20 protein-coding genes and 7 tRNA genes are annotated in these 20,055 nt (G+C 64.6%); 13 read left to right on the forward strand and 14 right to left on the reverse strand.

Features of this window, described 5'->3' with window-relative positions; all coding sequences use genetic code 11:
• Positions 1-10: 10 nt before the first annotated feature.
• The 12 genes from ACGFZ3_RS00560 to ACGFZ3_RS00615 form a co-directional block, all read right to left on the reverse strand.
• A complete protein-coding gene (locus tag ACGFZ3_RS00560) occupies positions 11-661 on the reverse strand; it encodes a hypothetical protein (protein WP_049434078.1) in 651 nt (216 codons plus the stop codon).
• A gap of 10 nt (positions 662-671) precedes the next feature.
• Positions 672-920: a hypothetical protein gene (locus ACGFZ3_RS00565; RefSeq protein WP_005412417.1), complete on the reverse strand. Its 249-nt coding sequence runs from the start codon at positions 918-920 to the stop codon at positions 672-674.
• Between the two features lie 165 nt (positions 921-1,085).
• Complete coding sequence (locus ACGFZ3_RS00570; protein ID WP_005412418.1) at positions 1,086-2,552, reverse strand: toprim domain-containing protein; 1,467 nt, start codon at positions 2,550-2,552, stop codon at positions 1,086-1,088.
• Positions 2,553-2,703: 151 nt separating this feature from the next.
• A complete protein-coding gene (locus ACGFZ3_RS00575) occupies positions 2,704-2,883 on the reverse strand; it encodes a hypothetical protein (RefSeq protein WP_049434079.1) in 180 nt (59 codons plus the stop codon).
• The gene (locus ACGFZ3_RS00580; protein WP_004154592.1) at positions 2,880-3,266 is read right to left on the reverse strand and encodes a helix-turn-helix domain-containing protein; all 387 of its coding nucleotides are present in this window, start codon (positions 3,264-3,266) and stop codon (positions 2,880-2,882) included. The genes ACGFZ3_RS00575 and ACGFZ3_RS00580 overlap by 4 nt, the downstream gene beginning before the upstream one ends.
• An 11-nt stretch (positions 3,267-3,277) precedes the next feature.
• Positions 3,278-3,640 carry an N-acetylmuramoyl-L-alanine amidase gene (locus ACGFZ3_RS00585; RefSeq protein WP_004154593.1) on the reverse strand — a complete coding sequence of 121 codons (363 nt, stop codon included), beginning with the start codon at positions 3,638-3,640 and terminating at the stop codon, positions 3,278-3,280.
• Positions 3,641-4,078 carry a RusA family crossover junction endodeoxyribonuclease gene (locus tag ACGFZ3_RS00590; protein ID WP_160314062.1) on the reverse strand — a complete coding sequence of 146 codons (438 nt, stop codon included), beginning with the start codon at positions 4,076-4,078 and terminating at the stop codon, positions 3,641-3,643.
• On the reverse strand, positions 4,062-4,727 hold the full coding sequence (locus ACGFZ3_RS00595) for a hypothetical protein (protein WP_004154595.1): 666 nt from the start codon (positions 4,725-4,727) through the stop codon (positions 4,062-4,064). The genes ACGFZ3_RS00590 and ACGFZ3_RS00595 overlap by 17 nt, the downstream gene beginning before the upstream one ends.
• Positions 4,727-4,885 (reverse strand): hypothetical protein, encoded by a 159-nt coding sequence (locus tag ACGFZ3_RS00600; protein WP_154267700.1) that lies wholly within the window; start codon positions 4,883-4,885, stop codon positions 4,727-4,729. Before ACGFZ3_RS00600 ends, ACGFZ3_RS00595 begins: the two co-directional genes overlap by 1 nt.
• The gene (locus ACGFZ3_RS00605) at positions 4,885-5,169 is read right to left on the reverse strand and encodes a hypothetical protein (RefSeq protein ID WP_049397849.1); all 285 of its coding nucleotides are present in this window, start codon (positions 5,167-5,169) and stop codon (positions 4,885-4,887) included. Before ACGFZ3_RS00605 ends, ACGFZ3_RS00600 begins: the two co-directional genes overlap by 1 nt.
• A complete protein-coding gene (locus ACGFZ3_RS00610; RefSeq protein ID WP_005412422.1) occupies positions 5,162-5,305 on the reverse strand; it encodes a hypothetical protein in 144 nt (47 codons plus the stop codon). The genes ACGFZ3_RS00605 and ACGFZ3_RS00610 overlap by 8 nt, the downstream gene beginning before the upstream one ends.
• A gap of 44 nt (positions 5,306-5,349) precedes the next feature.
• Positions 5,350-7,785, reverse strand: a complete 2,436-nt coding sequence (locus ACGFZ3_RS00615; protein ID WP_005412423.1) for a DNA-directed RNA polymerase — start codon at positions 7,783-7,785, stop codon at positions 5,350-5,352.
• A 449-nt stretch (positions 7,786-8,234) separates the two neighbouring features.
• Here ACGFZ3_RS00615 and ACGFZ3_RS00620 point away from each other — a divergent pair.
• The 13 genes from ACGFZ3_RS00620 (at position 8,235) to ACGFZ3_RS00680 (ending at position 18,018) form a co-directional block, all read left to right on the forward strand.
• A tRNA-Lys gene (locus ACGFZ3_RS00620) sits at positions 8,235-8,310 on the forward strand.
• Positions 8,311-8,425: 115 nt separating this feature from the next.
• Positions 8,426-8,501: transfer RNA gene (locus ACGFZ3_RS00625), tRNA-Lys, on the forward strand.
• Positions 8,502-8,625: 124 nt separating this feature from the next.
• Positions 8,626-8,710 (forward strand) — tRNA-Leu (locus tag ACGFZ3_RS00630).
• A gap of 189 nt (positions 8,711-8,899) precedes the next feature.
• On the forward strand, positions 8,900-10,195 hold the full coding sequence (gene tig, locus ACGFZ3_RS00635; protein WP_392915030.1) for a trigger factor: 1,296 nt from the start codon (positions 8,900-8,902) through the stop codon (positions 10,193-10,195).
• Positions 10,196-10,261: 66 nt separating this feature from the next.
• Entirely contained in the window at positions 10,262-10,888 is a 627-nt protein-coding gene (gene clpP, locus ACGFZ3_RS00640; protein ID WP_038690153.1) for an ATP-dependent Clp endopeptidase proteolytic subunit ClpP, read from the forward strand.
• A gap of 125 nt (positions 10,889-11,013) precedes the next feature.
• Entirely contained in the window at positions 11,014-12,303 is a 1,290-nt protein-coding gene (clpX, locus tag ACGFZ3_RS00645; RefSeq protein ID WP_392915034.1) for an ATP-dependent Clp protease ATP-binding subunit ClpX, read from the forward strand.
• Positions 12,304-12,445: 142 nt separating this feature from the next.
• Positions 12,446-14,911 carry an endopeptidase La gene (gene lon, locus ACGFZ3_RS00650; protein WP_392915037.1) on the forward strand — a complete coding sequence of 822 codons (2,466 nt, stop codon included), beginning with the start codon at positions 12,446-12,448 and terminating at the stop codon, positions 14,909-14,911.
• A 205-nt stretch (positions 14,912-15,116) separates the two neighbouring features.
• Positions 15,117-15,389 (forward strand): HU family DNA-binding protein, encoded by a 273-nt coding sequence (locus ACGFZ3_RS00655; protein WP_019185801.1) that lies wholly within the window; start codon positions 15,117-15,119, stop codon positions 15,387-15,389.
• Between the two features lie 11 nt (positions 15,390-15,400).
• Positions 15,401-15,475, forward strand: a tRNA-Val gene (locus ACGFZ3_RS00660).
• Positions 15,476-15,504: 29 nt separating this feature from the next.
• A tRNA-Asp gene (locus tag ACGFZ3_RS00665) sits at positions 15,505-15,581 on the forward strand.
• A gap of 87 nt (positions 15,582-15,668) precedes the next feature.
• Positions 15,669-15,745, forward strand: a tRNA-Asp gene (locus tag ACGFZ3_RS00670).
• 88 nt (positions 15,746-15,833) lie between these two features.
• A tRNA-Asp gene (locus ACGFZ3_RS00675) sits at positions 15,834-15,910 on the forward strand.
• 134 nt (positions 15,911-16,044) lie between these two features.
• The gene (locus tag ACGFZ3_RS00680) at positions 16,045-18,018 is read left to right on the forward strand and encodes a peptidyl-prolyl cis-trans isomerase (protein WP_392915042.1); all 1,974 of its coding nucleotides are present in this window, start codon (positions 16,045-16,047) and stop codon (positions 18,016-18,018) included.
• A gap of 69 nt (positions 18,019-18,087) precedes the next feature.
• On the opposite strand, the gene ACGFZ3_RS00685 is transcribed toward ACGFZ3_RS00680, so the two are convergent.
• Entirely contained in the window at positions 18,088-19,290 is a 1,203-nt protein-coding gene (locus ACGFZ3_RS00685; RefSeq protein WP_392915045.1) for a transglycosylase SLT domain-containing protein, read from the reverse strand.
• Complete coding sequence (gene gloB / locus ACGFZ3_RS00690; protein WP_392915048.1) at positions 19,287-20,054, reverse strand: hydroxyacylglutathione hydrolase; 768 nt, start codon at positions 20,052-20,054, stop codon at positions 19,287-19,289. Before gloB ends, ACGFZ3_RS00685 begins: the two co-directional genes overlap by 4 nt.
• Position 20,055 lies beyond the last annotated feature (1 nt).

Genomic DNA, 20,055 nt, shown 5'->3' on the forward strand with positions numbered 1-20,055 from the left:
GCGGTCCTCCTTACGGGTAGCCGTGGTTGGTTACGGGGATTGCGCGGACGCGGCGGCGGGCGCGGAGGATGTACTCCGGCTCGGGGGCCTTCGGCGGCGTGTGGACGCCCTGCGGCGCGTGGCCGGAGAAGTCGTCGTCCTCGAACAGTTCGTCCTGCTCGGGCTGGTCGGGATGCAGCGTGTAGCCGTAGTCCTCGACGTAGTGCGTGATGCGGCGGATGGTGCGCTCGGTGCCGTTGTTGTTCAGCACGAACAGCAGCTTCTCCGATGCGTCGGCAACCGCGCCTTCGAGGGATACGACCACCACCTCGTCGGTGCTGGGTTCGTAGATGGCGACATGGGCGCAGCACCGCAGATCGAAGCGGGCGCAGTGCTCGTGCGGCGTGCCGAACTCGAAGCCGATCAGGCTCACGAGGTGACCCTCGGGCGAGCGGAAGTTGCGGATACCGTTCGGAGCGGCTTCGCTGGTCCAGTCGCTACGGCCGCTCAGGTACGCGGCCACGTAGGTGTAGCTCGCAAGTGACACGAAGAAGCAGTCGATGTCCTTGATTTCGGTCCCGTCGTAGAACGCGCGCAGGCTTCCGCCACCCAGGATGACCAGGTGGCGGACTTCGGCCGGCAACACGTCGAACAGGGACCGAGCGTGTTGCTCGGCAGTCATGGTTGGTCCCTTAGCGGATCAGGTTGGTGAAGCGCTCGGCGACGCGCAGTGCGCGCTCGGCTTCTTCCTCGTGCTCGTCGGCCTGCGAGTGCAGGACATCGGCCTTGTCGCGCAGCGTCGAGGCGGTGGCGATGCGGTCGGCGCTGATCTTGAACAGCTTGTCCACCTGGCCCTCCAGCACCTTCACCACGTCGGTCACGGTGTCCTTGCGGAACGGGGCGGTCAGCAGGTCGATTGCGATGGCGACGATCTCTTTCATTGGGGTAGTTCCTCGGCTTTGATGTGGATGACCACGCGCCGCCCTGGCTTGCCGTACATGACACGGCAGGCTTGGTCGGAGCGCGGGAGTTGGTAGGGGAGAACGAGGCTCTCAGCGAAGGAGAGCGGAGCATCAGCTGGGATGAAGCCGACGACCGAGCGGCCGTCAGTAGTCGGAGGTGGATACATCGGATGACTCGTCGGCGAAGTCGCCGTATTCGCCCGGAGCATCTGCATTGAGCAGACGGCCGGATGCGTGGTCGTAGCTGTAGTAGAGAACCTGGCCGTTCGACTGGCCGGTGAAGCGATCCTTGAGGACGCGGAAGGTCGTGCAGTTGCGCTCGGCCTCGTTCTCGGCCTGCGTGTTGCGCTCCAGGCCGAAGGCGAAGTGCGTCCAGAAGCCGATGGCGCGGCTGCCCTTGAAGTGACGGAGCATCACGCGCCCGCCTTCCTCGTGGGGCTTGCCTTCCGGCGTGGCGAGGTGCGAGACCAGGTAGATGCAGATGAGGTGGCGCTGCGCGAACTGCGCGATCTTCGCCATCGTGTCCTCCAGCATCTTCCGCTCGTCCTCGGCACCGGCCGCGAACGACGTGAGGTTGTCGAGGACGATGTGCTTGACGCCCTCGGCGACGACCATGTGGGCCATCTTGGCTTCGATCACGTCCCACTCGGACGAGCCGAAGTGGTCGTAGATGAACACCTGGCCCTTGTCGAGAATCTCGAACGCGGCTTCCAGTTCCTCCTGCGTCCAGCTCCCATCGGGAACGTGGAAGCGGCGGCCTGCAACCTTGCCTGCCATGCGCTTCGCCGTCTCGACCGGCTGCTGCTCTAGGAAGAACAGGCCAACACGGTCGCCGGTTTCCTGCGCGATGAAGGCTGCTTCCTCCATCAGCCAGTCGGTCTTGCCGATGCCGGTGCCTGCGCCGAAGGTGTAGACCTCGCCGTACCGCTTGCCGTAGGTCAGCGCGGTGAGGCGCGGGTCGTGCCAGGGCATGCCCATCGAGACCGGCTTGAGTGCCTTCTCCTTGAGGGAGCCGAACGTCACCACGCCATCGGGGCGCTTGGTCTGCGCTTCGTAGATGGCGCGAGTGATCGCCTCGGCGTCGCCACGCTGGAGCAGCTCGTTCGGGTCTTTCGCTGGGAGCTGTGCGATCTTGGCCTTGCCGGGAGTCAGCAGCAGCGCCACTTCCTGCGCGGCGGCCTGGCCCGGTTCGTCCATATCGAACATGAGCACAACCTCGTCGAAGCCGTTGACCCACTCCAGCTCGCGCTTGATGGACTTGGCTGCGCCTTGCGCCCCGTTCGGGACGGACACCACCGGCCAGCGGAGGCCGAGTGCCTGCGCCACGGAGAGCGCGTCGATCTCGCCTTCGGTGATGACGAGGCGTCGCCCCGGTTCGTAGAGGTGCTGGCCGAACAGCCCGCACGCCTTCGAGTCGCCGATGAACGAGAACTTCTTGTCGGGGTAGCGGAGCTTCTGCGCGACGATGCCGCCATCGCGCTTGTAGTTGGCGATCTGCACGGTCTTGCCGTGCTTGTCCTTGCCGATCCAGTAGCCGTACTTACGGCATGCTTCCTCAGTGATACCGCGCTTCGCCAGGGCTTGCGGTTCACCCTTCGCAAAGTCGCTCATGGTTTTCCTGCTGGTGGGTTGAGAGACCTCCTCGCCTTCGGCTGGCTCGTAGTGACCGCAGCCGAAGCAGTAGCCGTGCCCGTCGCTGTAGCGCGCAAGGTTGTCCTTGCTGCCGCAGTTCGGGCACGGCTCTTTGTGGAGGTATTCGGAGTCAGCGCTTTGCACGCTCCACGGACCACATGCGCTTGCGGTAGGAAATGCCGAGGCGACGATTCAGCGCACCCTTGACGGTGCGGCCCAGGCCGCGGAAGGGCTTGTCGGCGCTCGCCCATGCGCGCTCGAAAGCCAGGCGCATCGCGGACGGAATGACGGTGGTGGCAGTGTTGGTCATGCGTTCTTCTCCAGCAGGAACTTGGTGAATGCGGCGACTTCTTCGGTCGCATCGTTGGCGTCGAGGCCCAGCTCGTCGGTGCAGTAGTTGCGATACAGCTGGAGCAGCGCATCGACGCGGTACTGCTTCGGAGCGCGGCGCGCTTCCAGGAGCGGAGCCTTGCTGCGGCGCTGACGGCGCGACAGGCGATAGCGCGTGTACCGCTGCCCCGAGGCGTCCTCGCAGGTCTGCGTTTCGATCTCGAAGCCAGCAGCGCGCAGCTCATCGACGCGCGAGGCAAGGCGGCGGATGCGGTAGACGCCTTCGGCCTGCCACGAGGTCAGGTGCGAGTGGCGACGCAGGTGATCCAGGACGACCTGGGTTTGCGGGGGCAGCGGTTTCACGTTGGGTTCTCCTATCGAGGGAAGTCAGGTGCCCACACGACGGGCTTGCCGTAGGCGGCGAGCAGGCGTCGCAGCGCGGCGTGTTGGGCTTCGGTGAAGTTGTCCTCGGGCTGCATGGCGTCGTTGACGCCGCCCAGGAGGCAGACTTGGTATGCGGATTGGTTGTGCTTACCGGCGAGAGCGCCGGGCTGATTCAGCGGGCGACCGTCGTAGATCGAGCCGTCACGTTCGATGACGAAGTGGACGGCGATCTTCGAGTAGCCCTGCGAGCGGTGCAGGCGTGCGAGTTCTTCGCCGGTCGTGACCTGCTCGGGGCGGGTCATGCTGGCGAGGACGAACAGCGCCTCTACCGATTCCAGAGGTTTGAGGCGCACTTAGAGTTTGTAGAGGTGGACTTCGGTGCGTGGTTCTTCGTCCGGCTGCGCCCAGCGCTTACCGGAGAGCAGCCACATGACTTGCTTGTCGTCGGCCCAATAGCCGGTGGCTTTGGTCACAACGTCCATCGGCCCCTTGGCGAGGTTGTCCACGTCGCCCTTGGGAAACGCGGCCTTCGAGGTCTTGGCGCGTTTGCATACCGCGATGATGACCACTAAAACCGGATCGGTCGGCGACAGGTCCAGGTCACCGGCTGGCAGATGCTTCTCTGCGGCTTCCTTCCAGGTCTTGTAGGTCTTGCCGTAGTAGACGCCCCAGCGCGAAACCTTCGGGCGCGAGGCGGGCACCGGGTCAAACGGGAACGTGAGGGAGGCCAAATGCTCGGCCCCCCTCGCGGTGTCCACGATGACCGACAGCGGATCAGTAGTCGCCGTCATCGCCCTCGTCGTCGGAGTCGCTGTCGTCGTCCGAGTCGTCATCGCTGTCGCTGAACGGCGCGCTGTCGGCGGCCTCGTAGCCGTCCTCCTCGCCGAAGCCGTAGTCCTTGGCGTTGCGCTGGCCGAACTCGACCAGCTCGATCACCTGGACGGCGACCATGTAGCAGGTCAGGTAGAACTTCTTGGCCGATTCGACGAACGAGCCGCCGATCTCGTAGGAGACCTTGAGTTCGCTGCCGCCGCCGATCTGCGGCGGGTTGTCGATCTTCTTGCCGCGGGCGTCGAAGATGTCCGGGCGCATGGTGAACTTCTTGCCGGTGCGCTTGCTGACGCCGCTGGCCTTCATCTTGAACTTCACCAGCACGCGGCCGGTGTCATCGCCGTTCTCGTCGGTTTCTTCGGTGAACACCGGGGCCACTTCGGCACCCTTCTTCTTCTTCGGGTTCTCGCTCAGGAACTCCTGGAACAGCTCGTCGCGCCGGGTTTCCAGCTTCTTCGCCAGCGCCTTGAAGTCCTTGTCGTTCGGGTCGAACGCCAGGCTCACGGTGTATTCGCCTTCCGGCTTGAACTTGGTGTCCGGTTCGTTCAGGCGCGGCCACACTGCGGTGCCCTTGGGGGAGACGAATCGTTCGCGCTTCTTGGTTGCCATCAGTTGTCGGTCTCGTAGTTGGTCGGGAGATAGATGCCCGCGCGCCACAGGTCAGCGGCGGCGGTCAGCGGGGTGTCGGCGGAAATGCCGAAGGCTTCGTCGATGTCGAAGCCGATGAGCGCCTCGTCGATGAAGGCGTCGGTGATCGGGTCACGCATCACGGGTAGTGCGGTTTCAGCTCGCGCTCCGCGTAGCGGCGCACGGCGTTGAGGGTGTTGACCTGCCGGTAGCGGCAGTCCTGCTCCATGCGCGAGACGACCCGCAGCACTTCCATCGGATCGAGGCTGAGCACTTCGCAGAAGTTCTTGAAGGCACACGCCAAGCCGATCACCTGATCGGCCGGGTGGCCGAGGGACTGCACGCTGTCGATCACGACGAAAGCGCCGCGTGCGGCGCTCTCGGCAGAACGTGAGTGCAGTCCGTCGATGACGCGATCACGCACCTGCGTGCAGCTCCGTCATGCGGTGCTTGAACTCCTCGACCGTGCCGTGTTCGGCCGGGTTGTAGATGCCGAGGACCACACCGAAGTGGTCCTGAGCAACGTAGGTGTTCAGTGCGTGCTGGTAGTTGATGCTCATGTGGATGTTCTCGTTTGGGGTATCAATTGCCAAAGGGGGATGGACTAGGCAAAGAAATAGCGCGACTCCAGCACCAGGCTGAGGTCCAGGTCGCCATGCGGCGGGAGGGGTGGGAGTTTCTCTGCCGCTTCTGGCGGGAGCTGCTCGACGAGTTGCTGTCGGAAGTCGGCCAGTACGTCGCCGCTGTACTGATCGACGAACGCCTGTCGGAGTGCGGCGGCGAGGATTGCTGCCTGGCCTGCGTGCGTACCGTAGGAGTCGTGGATCATTGCGAACGACTCGATGCCGTTCTCTGCCGCGAGGCAGGTGGTCAGCATCATGTGGCTGGCGTCGCAGGAGTGGACGAAGTTCGGGCTGATCCCGAGGGTCTGCCTGCGACGGTCGAGCTTAGTACCGCCGATGTTGACCACTAAATTCACCTCGCGGCCTCCGACGTGCGGCCGGATGCGGACGCCTTCCTCCTCGCGGTACTCCTGGAGGACCGGGAAGCCGGCAGGGGTCGTCCAGCTCACCGGCAGGTCGGCCGACGAGGCGACCTTGGAGGCGTCACGCAGCCAGTCCATCGCCGCGCGGGCTGCGATCACCACCTCGCCAATGCACTCCCACAGCAGGGTCGCCAGGTACTCGGCGGTCTCCCAATCGTCCTCCATGCCCAGCTTCTTGAACTTGGAGAGCACCTGGGCGCGCATGCCCGACTTCGTGACGCCGTAGGGCAGCGTCATCACCGGCTGCTTCACGATGTCACGGGTGAGCTGGCCGTCCAGCTTGATCGCCAGCGGGTCGCCGCTCTCGGCACGGGCGCGCAGCTTCTCCTGGGCCACGTCCTTCACGCGCGAATAGATGTCGGCGGGCTTCGGCTGCGGGATCAGGTTGGTGGCTGCGCCGCCCACGGAGTCGCGGAGCATGGCCGAGAAGTTCTGGAGGCCGTTGCAGGAGCCGTCGAGCGCGATGGGCAGATGGGAGACGTGATCGCGGCCGTTGAGGCTGTAGCCGAGCCACTCGAAGCACGCGGCCAGCGCGCAGAACGGGCTGTCGGCGTCCATCCAGAAGCGTTGGCCGTCCAGCGGATCGAGGGCGCTGTCGAGAATCTGCTCCTCGTGCTCGCGCACCCAGGCCACGCGCTCCTCGAACGACACCTTGTCCACGCCGAAGCAGTTGGCGACGTGGATGGCGAGCCAGTAGGCACCGTCCTCGCCGAGCGGCACGCCTTGGGCGAACGTCAGCAGGCCCTTGGCCGCATCATCACCCTGCGGGGTCAGCGTCGGGGGCAGGGGGTAGCACCGGCCGCGGAAGTCGAGGTTGTGCGGGAAGTAGATCGCGGGGTACTCGGCGAACTTCTCCGCAAGGGCGATCTTCTGCGCGGCGGCGAGGCGGGTGGACACGCTGCGCGCGTTGGCCTCGTAGACCTTGGCGCGGTCGCGCTTCCATTCCTTGAACTCGTCGGCGTGGTGCTCCTTGAAGTAGTCCGGGTCGGTCTCCAGCAGGGCAGGGCGGCTCGGCAGGTCCATCAGCTCGCGCTCCGGCAGCCCGGCGACACCGCCGCCTGCGTTCCACAGCTCGCGCATGACCTCCAGGACGGGCACGTTCACCTTCCAGGCGGTTGCCTGGATGGCGTTGAGGGCCTGGTAGACGTTGGGCATATCGACCAGCGCCAGCTCGCGCTTGTAGGCGCGGTTGCGGGTACGCACGAGGTCAGCCCGGCCGCCGATGTCGGTCAGGTAGCCGCCGTCGCGGGGCGTGGTCCACGGACGGGGCGGGACGACCATCGGCATCAGCACCGGCTGGTACAGGGCGGCGCTGTCGTGGGCCTTGGTCAGCCAGTCGAGCACCTTCTGATTCCCGGCGATGAGCAGGTGGCGCTTGCCACGCTCGGCCACGGTGACCAGCTCGACCAGCCCGGTCGCCTCGACGAACAGCTCGATGAGCTTCATGCCCACCAGCAGCGCGTCCTTGTCGGACAGGTAGAGGCGCTTGTCGTCCTCGGGGGCGAACTCGGCGTCGGCGATGACGTGCCGCATGACGGCGGTGGAGTGCCGGGCCGAGGTGGACTTCTTGAGCTGCTCCTGGACCACCCGGTACAGGCCGGGGTGCTTCTCGCGGAGCAGGGAGAAGTTGATCTCGTTGGCTACCTCGTGGCCCAGGGTGATCGCCACGGACACCGCCTTGCGGTGATCGGCGACCAGCGCGTTGACGCAGGTGAAGCTGGTCAGATAGGCGAGGGCGTGGGGGTTCAGGTGGCGGATGAACTTGAGGGCGGCGTGGCGCTTGCCCGGCTTGCCGGTGTCGGCTTCGGCCACGAACGCCATGATCGCGGCGGCGGTGGCGTCGATGCTCTCCATGACCAGCTTGCGGCCGGGGCCGGTCTCGGCCTCCTGGCGCTGCTCCCTGATCTTCTCGTAGCGGGCAATGCCCAGGCTGGTGCTTTCCTTCTCCAGTTCGAGCTGGGCGGCGTGCAGGTCGTTCTCTTGCCAAGTCGTCATCGTTTGCCCTCGGGGGATGCAAAAGTCAAAACGGGAGGACCGCACCGGGGGCTGCCCGGTACGGTCCTGAGTGGTTCGGTTGTTGGTCCTGGGTGGACCTATGTGGAACTGTAGTAGTCCTCGGTGGTGAACAGCAATGAGTAGTTCTGAATGGTTGTCCTAGGAGAGGTCCGCCGAAGATGACCACTTTATTCGGCGTCACCTCGCGTCACCTGTGACGGCACTAGGCGTCACCTAGTTGTCACCCGTGATGTCACCTGTTACGATGTGCGTCTCGTAAGTGCTTGCACTTGCTGGGGTTCAAGATCAGCGGAATCAGATTGTGATTCCGGTGGTCGGGGGTTCGAATCCCCTCAGCCACCCCACTGATTTGAAGGACCCGTTTCACCGGAAGTGAACCGGGGTTGCAAAAAAAGGCGCAAACGCTACACTATGTGCCTGGATTTTCAGGGCTGTTAGCTCAGTTGGTAGAGCAGTTGACTCTTAATCAATAGGTCCAAGGTTCGAATCCTTGACAGCCCACCAAGACAGAAGCCATCCGGTGCGCCGGGTGGCTTTTTTCTTGCCTGATCGGCAGGGGTTCATAAAAAATGCTTGCAAGCCCGTGCGGCATTGCGTCATAATTCGCCTCCCGATTTTCGGGCTGTTAGCTCAGTTGGTAGAGCAGTTGACTCTTAATCAATAGGTCCAAGGTTCGAATCCTTGACAGCCCACCAAGACAGAAGCCATCCGGTCCGCCGGGTGGCTTTTTTCTTGCGCGCGAACTGCCACCCCGCAGAGACGCATGGCGCGTCCCGACCGGCGACCTGCTTCCGGTCTTCACGTACAATGCGCACCAGCGCGAAAGTGGCGGAATTGGTAGACGCCCTGGATTTAGGTTCCAGTGCCGCAAGGCGTGGGGGTTCGAGTCCCCCCTTTCGCACCAGCTGACGGGCAGAGGCCCTCCTGAACACGCCCCGGATTGACGTTCCCGGCACCATGCTGGCGGCGCTGGCCGTTATCGGCCAAACTACAGGGCTGCGGCGGGCAGGCGCGTCCACGACCCCGCGTTCTCAACCCGTTTCATCCAATCACATCGTGCCGGGGGCCTCGCCACCGGTTGGCAGGAGTCAACATGCAAGCTTCGATCGAATCCACCGGCAATCTGGAACGCCGCCTGACCTTCTCGCTGCCGGAAGACCGCCTGCAGACCCACATCAGCGGCCGCCTGGGTGAAATCGCGCGCACCGCGCGCATCAAGGGCTTCCGCCCGGGCAAGGTACCGGCCAAGGTGATCGAGCAGCGCTTCGGCCAGCAGGTTCGCAGCGAAGCCGTCGACGGCCTGCTGCGTGAAACCTTCGATGCGGCCATCCGCGAGCACGAGCTGCGCATTGCCGGCGCGCCGCGCATCGACAAGGGCGACGCGGGCGAGTTCTCGTTCGTGGCCACCGTCGAGCTGGTGCCGGACTTCGGCGACGTCGACGTCAGCAAGCTGACTGTCGTGCGTCACACCGCCGAAATCAATGACGCCGACATCGATCAGATGATCACCAACCTGCGCGAGCAGCGCCGCAGCTGGAGCCCGGTGGACCGGGGTGCCCAGGAGGGCGACCTGGTGGCGCTGGAAACCTGGTCGCAGGCTGGCGACGAGCGCCTGCCTGCCGAAGGCACCGAAAAGGGCAGCGTGGTGGTGGGCCAGGGCATGATGTTCGAGCAGATCGAACAGGGCCTGGTTGGCCTGGCCAAGGGTGAAGAGAAGACCCTGGACGTGGAGTTCCCGGCCGACTGGCGCGTGCCTGCGCTGGCTGGCAAGCAGGTCAAGGTCACTGTCAAAGCGGTGGACGTCTCCGCGCCGGTGCTGCCGGAGGTGGATGCCGAGTTCATCAAGAGCTTCGGCGTGAAGGGCGGTGACGTGGAGCAGTTCCGCAAGGACATCCGCGCCAACCTGGAGCGCGAGCTCAAGGGTGCCCTGATGAACCGCCTGCGTCGCGAAGTGGGCGAGCAGCTGATCGCCGCCTACGCCTCGGTCGAAATGCCGCCGCGCCTGGTCGACAATGAAGCCCGCGCCATGCTGGCCCAGCAGGTCGAGCAGATCCGCCGCAGCGGCCGCAACCCGGGTGAAATCCCGGCCGATGCCCATGAAGGCTTCAAGGACGCCGCCGCCAAGCGCGTGCTGGTCGGCCTGCTGGTCGGCGAAGTGGCCCGCAGGAACGACCTGCGCCTGGACCCCAAGCGCCTGAACGAAACCATGCGCCTGATCGCCTCGACCTATGAAGAGCCGGAGCAGGTCATTGAGATGTACCGCAACGACCCCCAGCTGATGAGTGGGCTGCAGAACCGCGTGATGGAAGAGCAGGTGATCGACTGGATCGCCGAGCGCGCCCAGCACACCGAGCAGCAGCTGTCGTTCCAGGACGCGATCCGCCAGTAAACGGTTCGCGTTTCACGCCCCGCGCCTCCGGCGCGGGGTCGCTCCCCCCCAAATAGGTGCCTCACAATGGACAACCGAACCACAGCCCTGAACATGGTTCCGATGGTGGTCGAACAGACCAGCCGCGGCGAGCGCGCCTATGACATCTATTCGCGCCTGTTGAAGGAGCGCCTGATCTTCCTCGTGGGCCCGATCGACGATCACATGGCCAACGTGGTGGTGGCGCAGCTGCTGTTCCTGGAAGCGGACAACCCGGAAAAGGACATCAGCATCTACATCAACTCGCCCGGTGGCGTGGTCACCGCCGGCATGGCGATCTACGACACCATGCAGTACATCAAGCCGGACGTGAGCACCATCTGCGTCGGTCAGGCCGCCTCGATGGGCGCGCTGCTGCTTGCGTCCGGTGCGGCCGGCAAGCGTTACGCCCTGCCCAATTCGCGCGTGATGATCCACCAGCCGCTGGGCGGCTTCCAGGGCCAGGCCACGGATATCGACATTCACGCCCGTGAGATCCTGACCCTGCGTTCGCGCCTGAACGAAGTGCTGGCCAAGCACACCGGGCAGTCGCTGGAGACCATCGCGCGCGATACCGAGCGCGACAACTTCAAGAGCGCGGCCGATGCGGTGGCTTATGGCCTGGTCGACCAGGTGCTCGAGCGCCGTCCGGAAGAGTCGATCACCCCGGCATGATGTGCCGCCAGACCGGGAAACCGGTCTGTTTCCGCAGGGTCGGGCTGGACTGGCGTCCTCCCGACCCTGTGCTATTCTCGAATCGAACCCCCGTTCAGCGGGTGGGGTAACTGGGTAAGCGAAGCATGAGCGAAGACCGCCAAGGTCGTTCCACGGAAACCGGCAAGATCCTCTACTGCTCCTTCTGCGGGAAGAGCCAGCATGAGGTGCGCAAGCTGATTGCTGGGCCGAGCGTGTTCATCTGTGATGAATGCGTGGAGCTGTGCAACGACATCATCCGTGAAGAGCTCGAGGAAAAGGCGCAGTCGGCGCGCAGTTCGCTGCCCAAGCCGCGCGAGATCCTCGAAGTCCTGGATCAGTACGTGATTGGCCAGAACCGGGCCAAGCGCACGCTGGCCGTGGCCGTGTACAACCATTACAAGCGCATCGAGAGCCGCCAGAAGAACGACGAAGTCGAACTGGCCAAGTCCAACATCCTGCTGGTCGGCCCGACCGGTTCGGGCAAGACGCTGCTGGCCGAAACGCTGGCCCGCCTGCTCAACGTGCCGTTCACCATGGCTGACGCCACCACGCTGACCGAAGCCGGTTACGTGGGCGAGGACGTGGAAAACATCATCCAGAAACTGCTGCAGAAGTGCGATTACGACGTCGAAAAGGCGCAGCAGGGCATCGTCTACATCGATGAGATCGACAAGATCTCGCGCAAGAGCGAGAACCCGTCGATCACCCGCGACGTGTCCGGTGAAGGCGTGCAGCAGGCGCTTCTGAAGCTGATCGAAGGCACCGTCGCCAGCGTGCCACCGCAGGGGGGGCGCAAGCACCCGCAGCAGGAATTCCTGCAGGTGGACACCAAGAACATCCTGTTCATCTGCGGTGGCGCGTTCGCCGGTCTGGACAAGGTGATCCAGGCGCGTTCCAACGACGCCGGCGGCATCGGATTCGGTGCCAAGGTGAAGAGCTCCGAGCGCAAGCAGGAAGTGGGCAAGGTGCTGGCCGAAGTCGAGCCGGAAGACCTGATCAAGTTCGGCCTCATCCCGGAATTCGTCGGCCGCCTGCCGGTGGTGGCGACCCTGGAAGAGCTGGATGAAGCAGCCCTGGTGAGGATCCTGACCGAGCCGAAGAATGCCATCACCAAACAGTTCAAGAAGCTGTTCGAGATGGAGCACGTCGAGCTCGAGTTCCGCCCGGACGCGCTGTCGGCCATTGCCCGCAAGGCGCTCAAGCGCAAGACCGGTGCCCGTGGCCTGCGTACCATCGTCGAATCGGTGCTGCTGGATACCATGTACGACCTGCCCTCGGCGGAAAACGTCAGCAAGGTGGTGGTGGACGAATCGGTGATCGAGCACAAGTCCGAGCCGTACCTGATCTACCAGACCCCGCCGGCCCCTGAACAGAAGGCGGCAGGCGCGGAATAATCGGTTCAAGCAATTGAATTGATGGACGTTTTTCAGAGCATCTTGCATCTGGACGCCGATGGCCCCATAACGGGGCCATCGGCTTTTTTGTATCCGGGCAACGCTGCCCGGAGGCCATCCCCACTGCTCAACTGGAGCCCACATGGCCCGTTCCCCAACTGAGACTCTCGACCTGCCGGTACTGCCGCTGCGCGACGTGGTGGTGTTCCCGCACATGGTCATTCCGCTGTTTGTCGGCCGTGACAAATCCATGCATGCGCTGGAGCAGGCGATGGAAGCGGACAAGCGCATCCTGCTGTTGGCGCAGAAGTCGGCCGAGACCGACGATCCCACCGCCGCCGATCTTTACCAGGTCGGCACCCTGGCCCAGGTGCTGCAGTTGCTGAAGCTTCCCGACGGCACCATCAAGGTGCTGGTCGAGGGCCTGTCCCGCGTCAACGTCACCCAGGTCACCGAGCGCGATGGCTCGCTGCACGGCGTGGCCGAGGAAATCGAATCGGACGACGCGCGCGAACCGCGCGAGGTCGAGGCCATCGCGCGCTCGCTGATGTCGCTGTTCGAGCAGTACGTCAAGACCAACCGCAAGCTGCCGCCGGAGCTGCTGCAGACCCTGGCCGGCATCGATGAGCCGGCACGCCTGGCCGACACCATCGCCGCGCACATCAGCGTGCGCCTGGCCGACAAACAGCGCCTGCTGGAAACCCTGCAGGTAGGCGATCGCCTGGAAATGCTGGTCGGCCTCGTCGACGGCGAAATCGACGTGCAGCAGATGGAGAAGCGCATCCGCGGCCGGGTCAAGTCGCAGATGGAGAAGAGCCAGCGCGAGTACTACCTCAACGAGCAGATGAAGGCCATCCAGAAGGAACTGGGCGATCTCGACGATGCGCCCGGCGAGCTGGAAGAGCTGGCGCGCAAGGTCGCCGAAGCAGGCATGCCCAAGCCGGTGGAAGCCAAGGCCAAGGCCGAGCTCAACAAGCTCAAGCAGATGTCGCCGATGTCGGCCGAGGCGGCCGTGGTGCGCAACTACCTGGAGTGGCTGCTGGGCGTGCCGTGGAAGAAGCGCACCAAGGTGCGCAAAGACCTCAAGGTGGCCCAGGACACGCTGGATGCCGATCACTTCGGCCTGGACAAGGTCAAGGACCGCATCCTGGAATACCTGGCGGTACAGTCGCGCGTGAAGCAGATGAAGGGCCCGATCCTGTGCCTGGTCGGCCCGCCCGGCGTGGGCAAGACCTCGCTGGGGCAGTCCATCGCCAAGGCCACCAACCGCAAGTTCGTGCGCATGAGCCTGGGCGGCGTGCGCGATGAGGCCGAGATCCGTGGTCACCGTCGCACCTATGTCGGCTCCATGCCGGGCCGGATCGTGCAGAACCTCAACAAGGTGGGAAGCAGGAACGCGCTGTTCGTGCTCGATGAGATCGACAAAATGTCGATGGACTTCCGTGGCGATCCGTCCTCGGCGCTGCTGGAAGTGCTCGACCCGGAACAGAACAACGCCTTCAACGATCACTACCTGGAAGTGGATCTGGACCTGTCCGAAGTGATGTTCGTGGCGACCTCCAACTCGCTCAACATCCCCGGCCCGCTGCTGGACCGCATGGAAGTGATCCGCATCCCCGGCTACACCGAGGATGAAAAGCTCAACATCGCCATGCGCTACCTGGTGCCCAAGCAGCTCAAGGCCAATGGCCTGAAGCCGGAGGAACTGGAAATCGAGGCCGACGCCATCCAGGACGTGGTGCGCTACTACACCCGTGAATCGGGCGTGCGCAACCTCGAGCGCGAAGTGGCCAAGATCTGCCGCAAGGTGGTGAAGGAAATCGCGCTGGGCGGTCCGGACGTGCTGGCCAAGCCGGCCAAGGCCGGCAAGAAGGCCGCGGCGAAGAAGAAGGCGCTGGTGGTGGTCAACGGCAGGAACCTGGAAAAGTACCTGGGCGTGCGCCGCTTCGACTTCGGCCGTGCCGAGGAGCAGAACGAAGTGGGCCTGGTCACCGGCCTGGCCTGGACCGAAGTGGGCGGCGACCTGCTGCAGATCGAATCCACCCTGGTCCCGGGCAAGGGTGCGCTGATCCTGACCGGGCAGCTGGGCAACGTCATGAAGGAATCGGCCTCGGCCGCGCTGTCGGTGGTGCGTTCGCGTGCCGAGCGGCTGGGCATCGATGCCGAGTTCCTGCAGAAGCACGATGTGCACGTGCACGTACCCGATGGTGCCACCCCGAAGGATGGCCCCAGCGCCGGCATCGCGATGGTGACCTCGCTGGTGTCGATGCTGACCCGGGTGCCGATCCGCGCCGAAGTAGCCATGACCGGCGAGATCACCCTGCGTGGGCGGGTCACCGCCATCGGTGGCCTGAAGGAAAAACTGCTGGCGGCGCTGCGCGGTGGCATCACCACCGTGATCATCCCCGAAGAGAACCGCAAGGACCTGGCCGACATCCCGGCCAACGTTACCCGCGACCTGAAGATCATTCCGGTGAAGTGGATTGAGGAAGTGCTGGACCTGGCGCTGGAAACGCCGCTGACCGCGCCGAAGCCCAAGAAGGATGGGCAACGCGTCACAGTGCGAGGCAAGGGCAAGACAGCTTCCACCACGCGCGTCAAGCACTGACGCGCGGGCAGGAAGTGCCCGAAACCCGCGTCGTTATTGGCTTTTCAGCTTGCGCGGGTAGGGGTGCGCTGGTATAAAAGCACCACTCGCAAGCCAGCAGACGCTGGCGGGTGCGAATCGAGAACTTCACTGGCGTCCGGCCACGTTGTGGGTCGGATGCTTCACTGTCGAACATGCGGAATCCCCGCCAAAGGAGCTGTACAGAATGAACAAGACCGAATTGATCGACGCCGTTGCCGAAGCCGCGGACCTGACCAAGGCCGAGTCGAGCCGCGCTGTCGATGCCGTCATCGCGTCCGTCACCAAGGCCCTGAAGGGCGGTGATGCGGTGACCCTGGTGGGCTTCGGTACGTTCCAGGTGCGCGACCGCGCTGCCCGTACCGGCCGCAACCCGAAGACCGGCGACACCATCAAGATCGCTGCATCGAAGAATCCGTCGTTCAAGGCTGGCAAAGCCCTGAAGGATGCCGTAAACTAAGCGGCTTGCTGGGGTGCTTAGCTCAGCGGTAGAGCGTCTCCTTTACACGGAGAGGGTCGGGGGTTCGAAACCCTCAGCACCCACCATGCGCCGCCAGTAAAAAAGTTTGAAATGTGGAGCGGTAGTTCAGCTGGTTAGAATGCTGGCCTGTCACGCCGGAGGTCGCGGGTTCGAGTCCCGTCCGCTCCGCCAGTTTCAACGAGGCCCCTGAGCGATCGGGGGCCTTGTTTTCTGCAACGATCCAGATCGTCGTGGAAGGCAGCAACAAGGTTTTAGTGCGGAGCGGTAGTTCAGCTGGTTAGAATGCTGGCCTGTCACGCCGGAGGTCGCGGGTTCGAGTCCCGTCCGCTCCGCCAGTTACAAAAAATCCTCGAAAAGCATTACTTCGGGGTGGGTTTTCTGAATATCTTCGGATATAATGAGCGCCTGCAAAGTTTCAAGCGCGGAGCGGTAGTTCAGCTGGTTAGAATGCTGGCCTGTCACGCCGGAGGTCGCGGGTTCGAGTCCCGTCCGCTCCGCCAATTCTTGAAGGCCCCTGGTGCAGACCAGGGGCTTTTCTTTTTTGCGCGATGCCCGTCTGCCGGGCGCCCCTGTTGGGGAGTGGCGCGAAGCGGGGTACACTGCCGGATTCGCCAATCGGGCCTTGATTTTTCCCATGCTGCAGAAACTTCGCGACAAGACCTCGGGCTGGATCGTTACCGTGATCCTGGGGCTGCTGATGATTCCGTTCCTGTTCGTGATCGACTCCAGCTATCTGGGCGGTGTCGGTGCGCAGAACGTTGCCAAGGTGGCAGCGCCGCCGACCTGGTGGCGCTCGGCGCCGTCGTGGTGGCCGATGTCGCTGCTGTGGCAGCACCATGAAATCAGTGCGGAAGAATTCCGTACCCGATTCGAGCAGGCCCGCCAGCAGGCCCGCCAACAGCAGGGCGAGAACTTCGACCCGCGCGAGTTCGAAAGCGCCGAAAACAAGCGTGCCGTGCTCGACCAGATGGTCGACGAGCAGGTCGTGCGCCTGGCAGGTGAACAGTCGGGCATCGTCATCAGCGACGCCGCCGTGCGCGACACCATCGCCTCCATCCCGGCGTTCATCGGTGCCGATGGCAAGTTCAACCAGGATCAGTACCGCCTGGCACTGAGCACCGGCAATCCGCCGCGCACCCCGGCGCAGTTCGAAACGCTGGTGCGCGAAAGCCTGCAGCAGTCGATCATTCCGCAGGCGCTGCAGGAATCGGGCTTTGTCACCAGCGCCGAGGCCGAGCGGCTGATGAAGCTGCTGGGTGAGACCCGCGACGTTGAAATCGCCGCGCTGCCCGAACTGCCGGCCGATACCGCCGAAGTGACCGACGCGCAGATCAAGCAGTGGTACGACAGCCATCCGAAGGATTTCCGCCAGCCGGAAACCGTGTCGCTGGAGTTCGTGGAAATCAACGCGGCCACCCTGCCGCCGGCGGCTGCCGCCGACGAGGCCACGCTGCGCAAGCGCTATGCCGATGAAAAGGCGCGGTTCTCCACGCCCGAGGCCCGCCTTGCGTCACATATCCTGATTGCCGCCGACGGCAGCGATCCGGCCAAGCTCAAGGCTGCTGAAGCCAAGGCAGCCGCGTTGGCTGCGCAGGCCAAGGCGCCGGGTGCGGATTTCGCCGCGCTGGCCAAGGCCAATTCGGACGACACCGGCTCCAAGGCCACCGGGGGTGACCTGGGCTGGGTGGAACGCGATTCGATGGTCAAGCCGTTCGAAGATGCGCTGTTCGGCATGAAGGCAGGCGAGGTGAGTGCACCGGTCAAGACCGAGTTCGGTTACCACGTGCTGCAGCTGCGCGAGGTCCGTGGTGGCCAGCAGCGTCCGTTCGAGGAAGTCCGTGACCAGCTTGCCGCCGAGCAGCTCAAGGCCGACAACGAAGGCGCGTTCTCCGAACTGAGTGGCCGCCTGGTCGACCAGGTGTACAAGAACCCGACCTCGCTGCAGGGCGCGGCCGATGCGCTGAAGCTGAAGGTGCAGACCATTGGCCCGTTCACCCGCGACACCGCCAGCGGCATTGCCGCCAACCCCGCGGTGCTGCGTGCGGCGTTCTCCGATGTGCTGGTGCAGGACGGCACCGTGAGCGACCCGATCGCGATCACGCCCGACCACAGCGTGATGATCCGCGTGACCGACCACAGCCCGGAACAGGCGTTGCCGCTGGACAAGGCCCGCGACGGCGTGATTGCCGCGATCCGTGCCGACCGCAACCGCCAGGTCTCGGCCAAGGCCGCCGACGCGCTGCTGGCCAAGCTCAAGGCCGGGCAGAGCCTGCAGGCCGTGGCCGCCGAAGAAAAGCTGCAGCTCAGCCCGCTGCCCGGCCTGCCGCGCACCCAGCCGGTGCCGACTCCGGAGATCAACCGCGCCGTGTTTGCTGCCCCGGCTCCGACCGAAGGCAAGCCGAGCTACGGCAAGGTCGCCGTGCAGGACCGTTACGTGGTGTTTGCGGTCAACAAGGTGACCCCCCCGAATCTGGCTGAAGTGCCGGCCGAGCAGAAGCAGCAGTTCAAGGACCAGCTGGACCAGGTCGACGGCATGGCCTCGGCCAAGGCCTTCATCCAGGCCATGCGCAAGCACTACAAAGTGCAGATCGAAGAAGCGAACCTCTAAGGGTTCGCTGAGCGCATACGAAAAAAGGCCCGGCAATGCCGGGCCTTTTTTTGTCACGCCTTGTCCGCCTCAATCCTCGACGCGCAGCACCGCGCCGGGCTTGAGCACACTGCTGCCGCTGAGGTTGTTCAGCGAAAGCAGCGCTTTCAGCGGCATCCCGTAGCGCTTGGCGATCGTCCATGCCGATTCGCCGTTGCGCACGGTGTGCCGGCGTGCCTTCGGGCGATCGGCGCTGGCCACGCTGCGGCCGGCCAACTGGGTCTCGGTACGCGGGCTGACCGTGTCCGAGACCGGCGCGTCGGCCTTGGCCAGCATCACCGAGGGATCGACAGGTGCGTGGGTGGCCGGGGCCAGCACAGTCACCTGGCCGCTGGGACGGCCTTTGCCGGTGGCCAGGGCCGGGTTGAGCCGGGCGATGCGCGCCGGGTCCAGCGCCCGCTGCGCGGCCCACTGCTGCACGCTGGTGCCGGCCGGCAGGGTATGTCCCTTCAGCACGGGCACGGTGCGGTCCAGCGAGGCCATCACGGCCGGCGTGGTTTCGGCATCTTCCAGCACGCAGGCCAGCGCGTGCAGCTTTTCAACGTAGGAATAGGTTACCGGCGAGAGCCCCGGCAATGCGGCGGGCCGCGCGTTCTGGGCGTTCATGCCCGCTTTCCGCAGCGATTGGAGCACCCGGTACTCGCCGGCGTTGTAGGCCATGGTCGCCAGGCGCCAGTCGCCGCCGAACATCCCATGCAGGGTTTTGAGGTAGCGCACTGCGGCCTGGGTGGAATCGACGGCGGACAGGCGCCCGTCATAGCCGCTGGTCATCTGAACGCGATGGTTTTTCGCGGTGGTGGCGATGAACTGCCACAGGCCCGCCGGTCCGGCGCCATTGCGTGCATTTGGCCGATAGCCGCTTTCCACGAACGGGATCAGGGCGAACTCGGTAGGCAGGTCTGCCTTACGCAGCTCCTCGACCACATAGCCGAACAGCACGAGGGCGTCGTCATCCTGATTGGCCAGGCGTGACGGCGCATGGGCAAACTGCTTCTGCCAGCGCGGGCTGGTGGCCTCGGCATTGCAGGTCGGTTCGGCCAGACCCTCGCGGAAACTGGCGAAGATCTCCTGGCCATTGCGGACCGAGGGCGCTGGAAGGGCAGCGGGGTCCAGTGGCAGCTGCGAAAGTCCGGCCACGTTCTGCGACATTCCCGCACTCAACGACTGGGCGCCCGCGGTGCCGGCCAGGGCGATCGCCAGGCCTGCCGCGAGCGGCAACCATCGCCGACTCATGTTCGGAATCCGTCTTTCCAGCCCCGCAGACCCGCCAGGACATCGACTTCATCGGTGACGGGGCGACCGAGATGCTGGCTGACAGCAGCGCGGACGGCGGGTGTATCGGTTCGCAGGAACGGGTTGCATTCCAGCTCGCTTGCCAATGTTACGGGCAGCGTTGGGCGTTCATCGCGGCGCATGGCCAGTGCCTCCTCTTGGCGTCGCGCTAGCGCGGCGTTGGCGGGGTCGACATGCCGCGCGAAGACGGCATTTGACACGGTGTACTCATGGCCGCAGCACAACAACAGGTGCGGCGGCAGGGACGCCAGCTTGAGCAGGGAAGCCAGAAGCTGGGGTGGCGTACCTTCGAACATCCGGCCACAGCCCAGGCTGAACAACGCATCGCCACTGAAAAGATGTTCAGCGCTGTGAAATGCGATATGCGACCGGGTGTGTCCGGGCACGGATACTACGTGCATCTCCAGCCCCAGTGCCTGAATGCATTCACCTTCGCCCACCCGGCGCGTGGCGCCGGGAATGCGCTGATCGTCCGGGGCGATCACCTCAAGGCCCGGAAACCGGGCCTGCAGCTCTGCCACGCCGCCGATATGGTCTTCGTGGTGGTGGGTGAGCAGTACCGTGTGCGGGTGCCAGCCGTGCTGCGCTGCGGCGGCCAGTACGGGGGCAGACTGGCCGGGGTCGACCACGATCGCGCGGCCGTCGTCGGCGACCAGCGCCCAGATGCAGTTGTCCGCGAATGCGGGTAGGGCAGTCAGTCGCATA

This window comes from Stenotrophomonas sp. NPDC047960 (assembly GCF_043204395.1).
Classification (GTDB): domain Bacteria; phylum Pseudomonadota; class Gammaproteobacteria; order Xanthomonadales; family Xanthomonadaceae; genus Stenotrophomonas.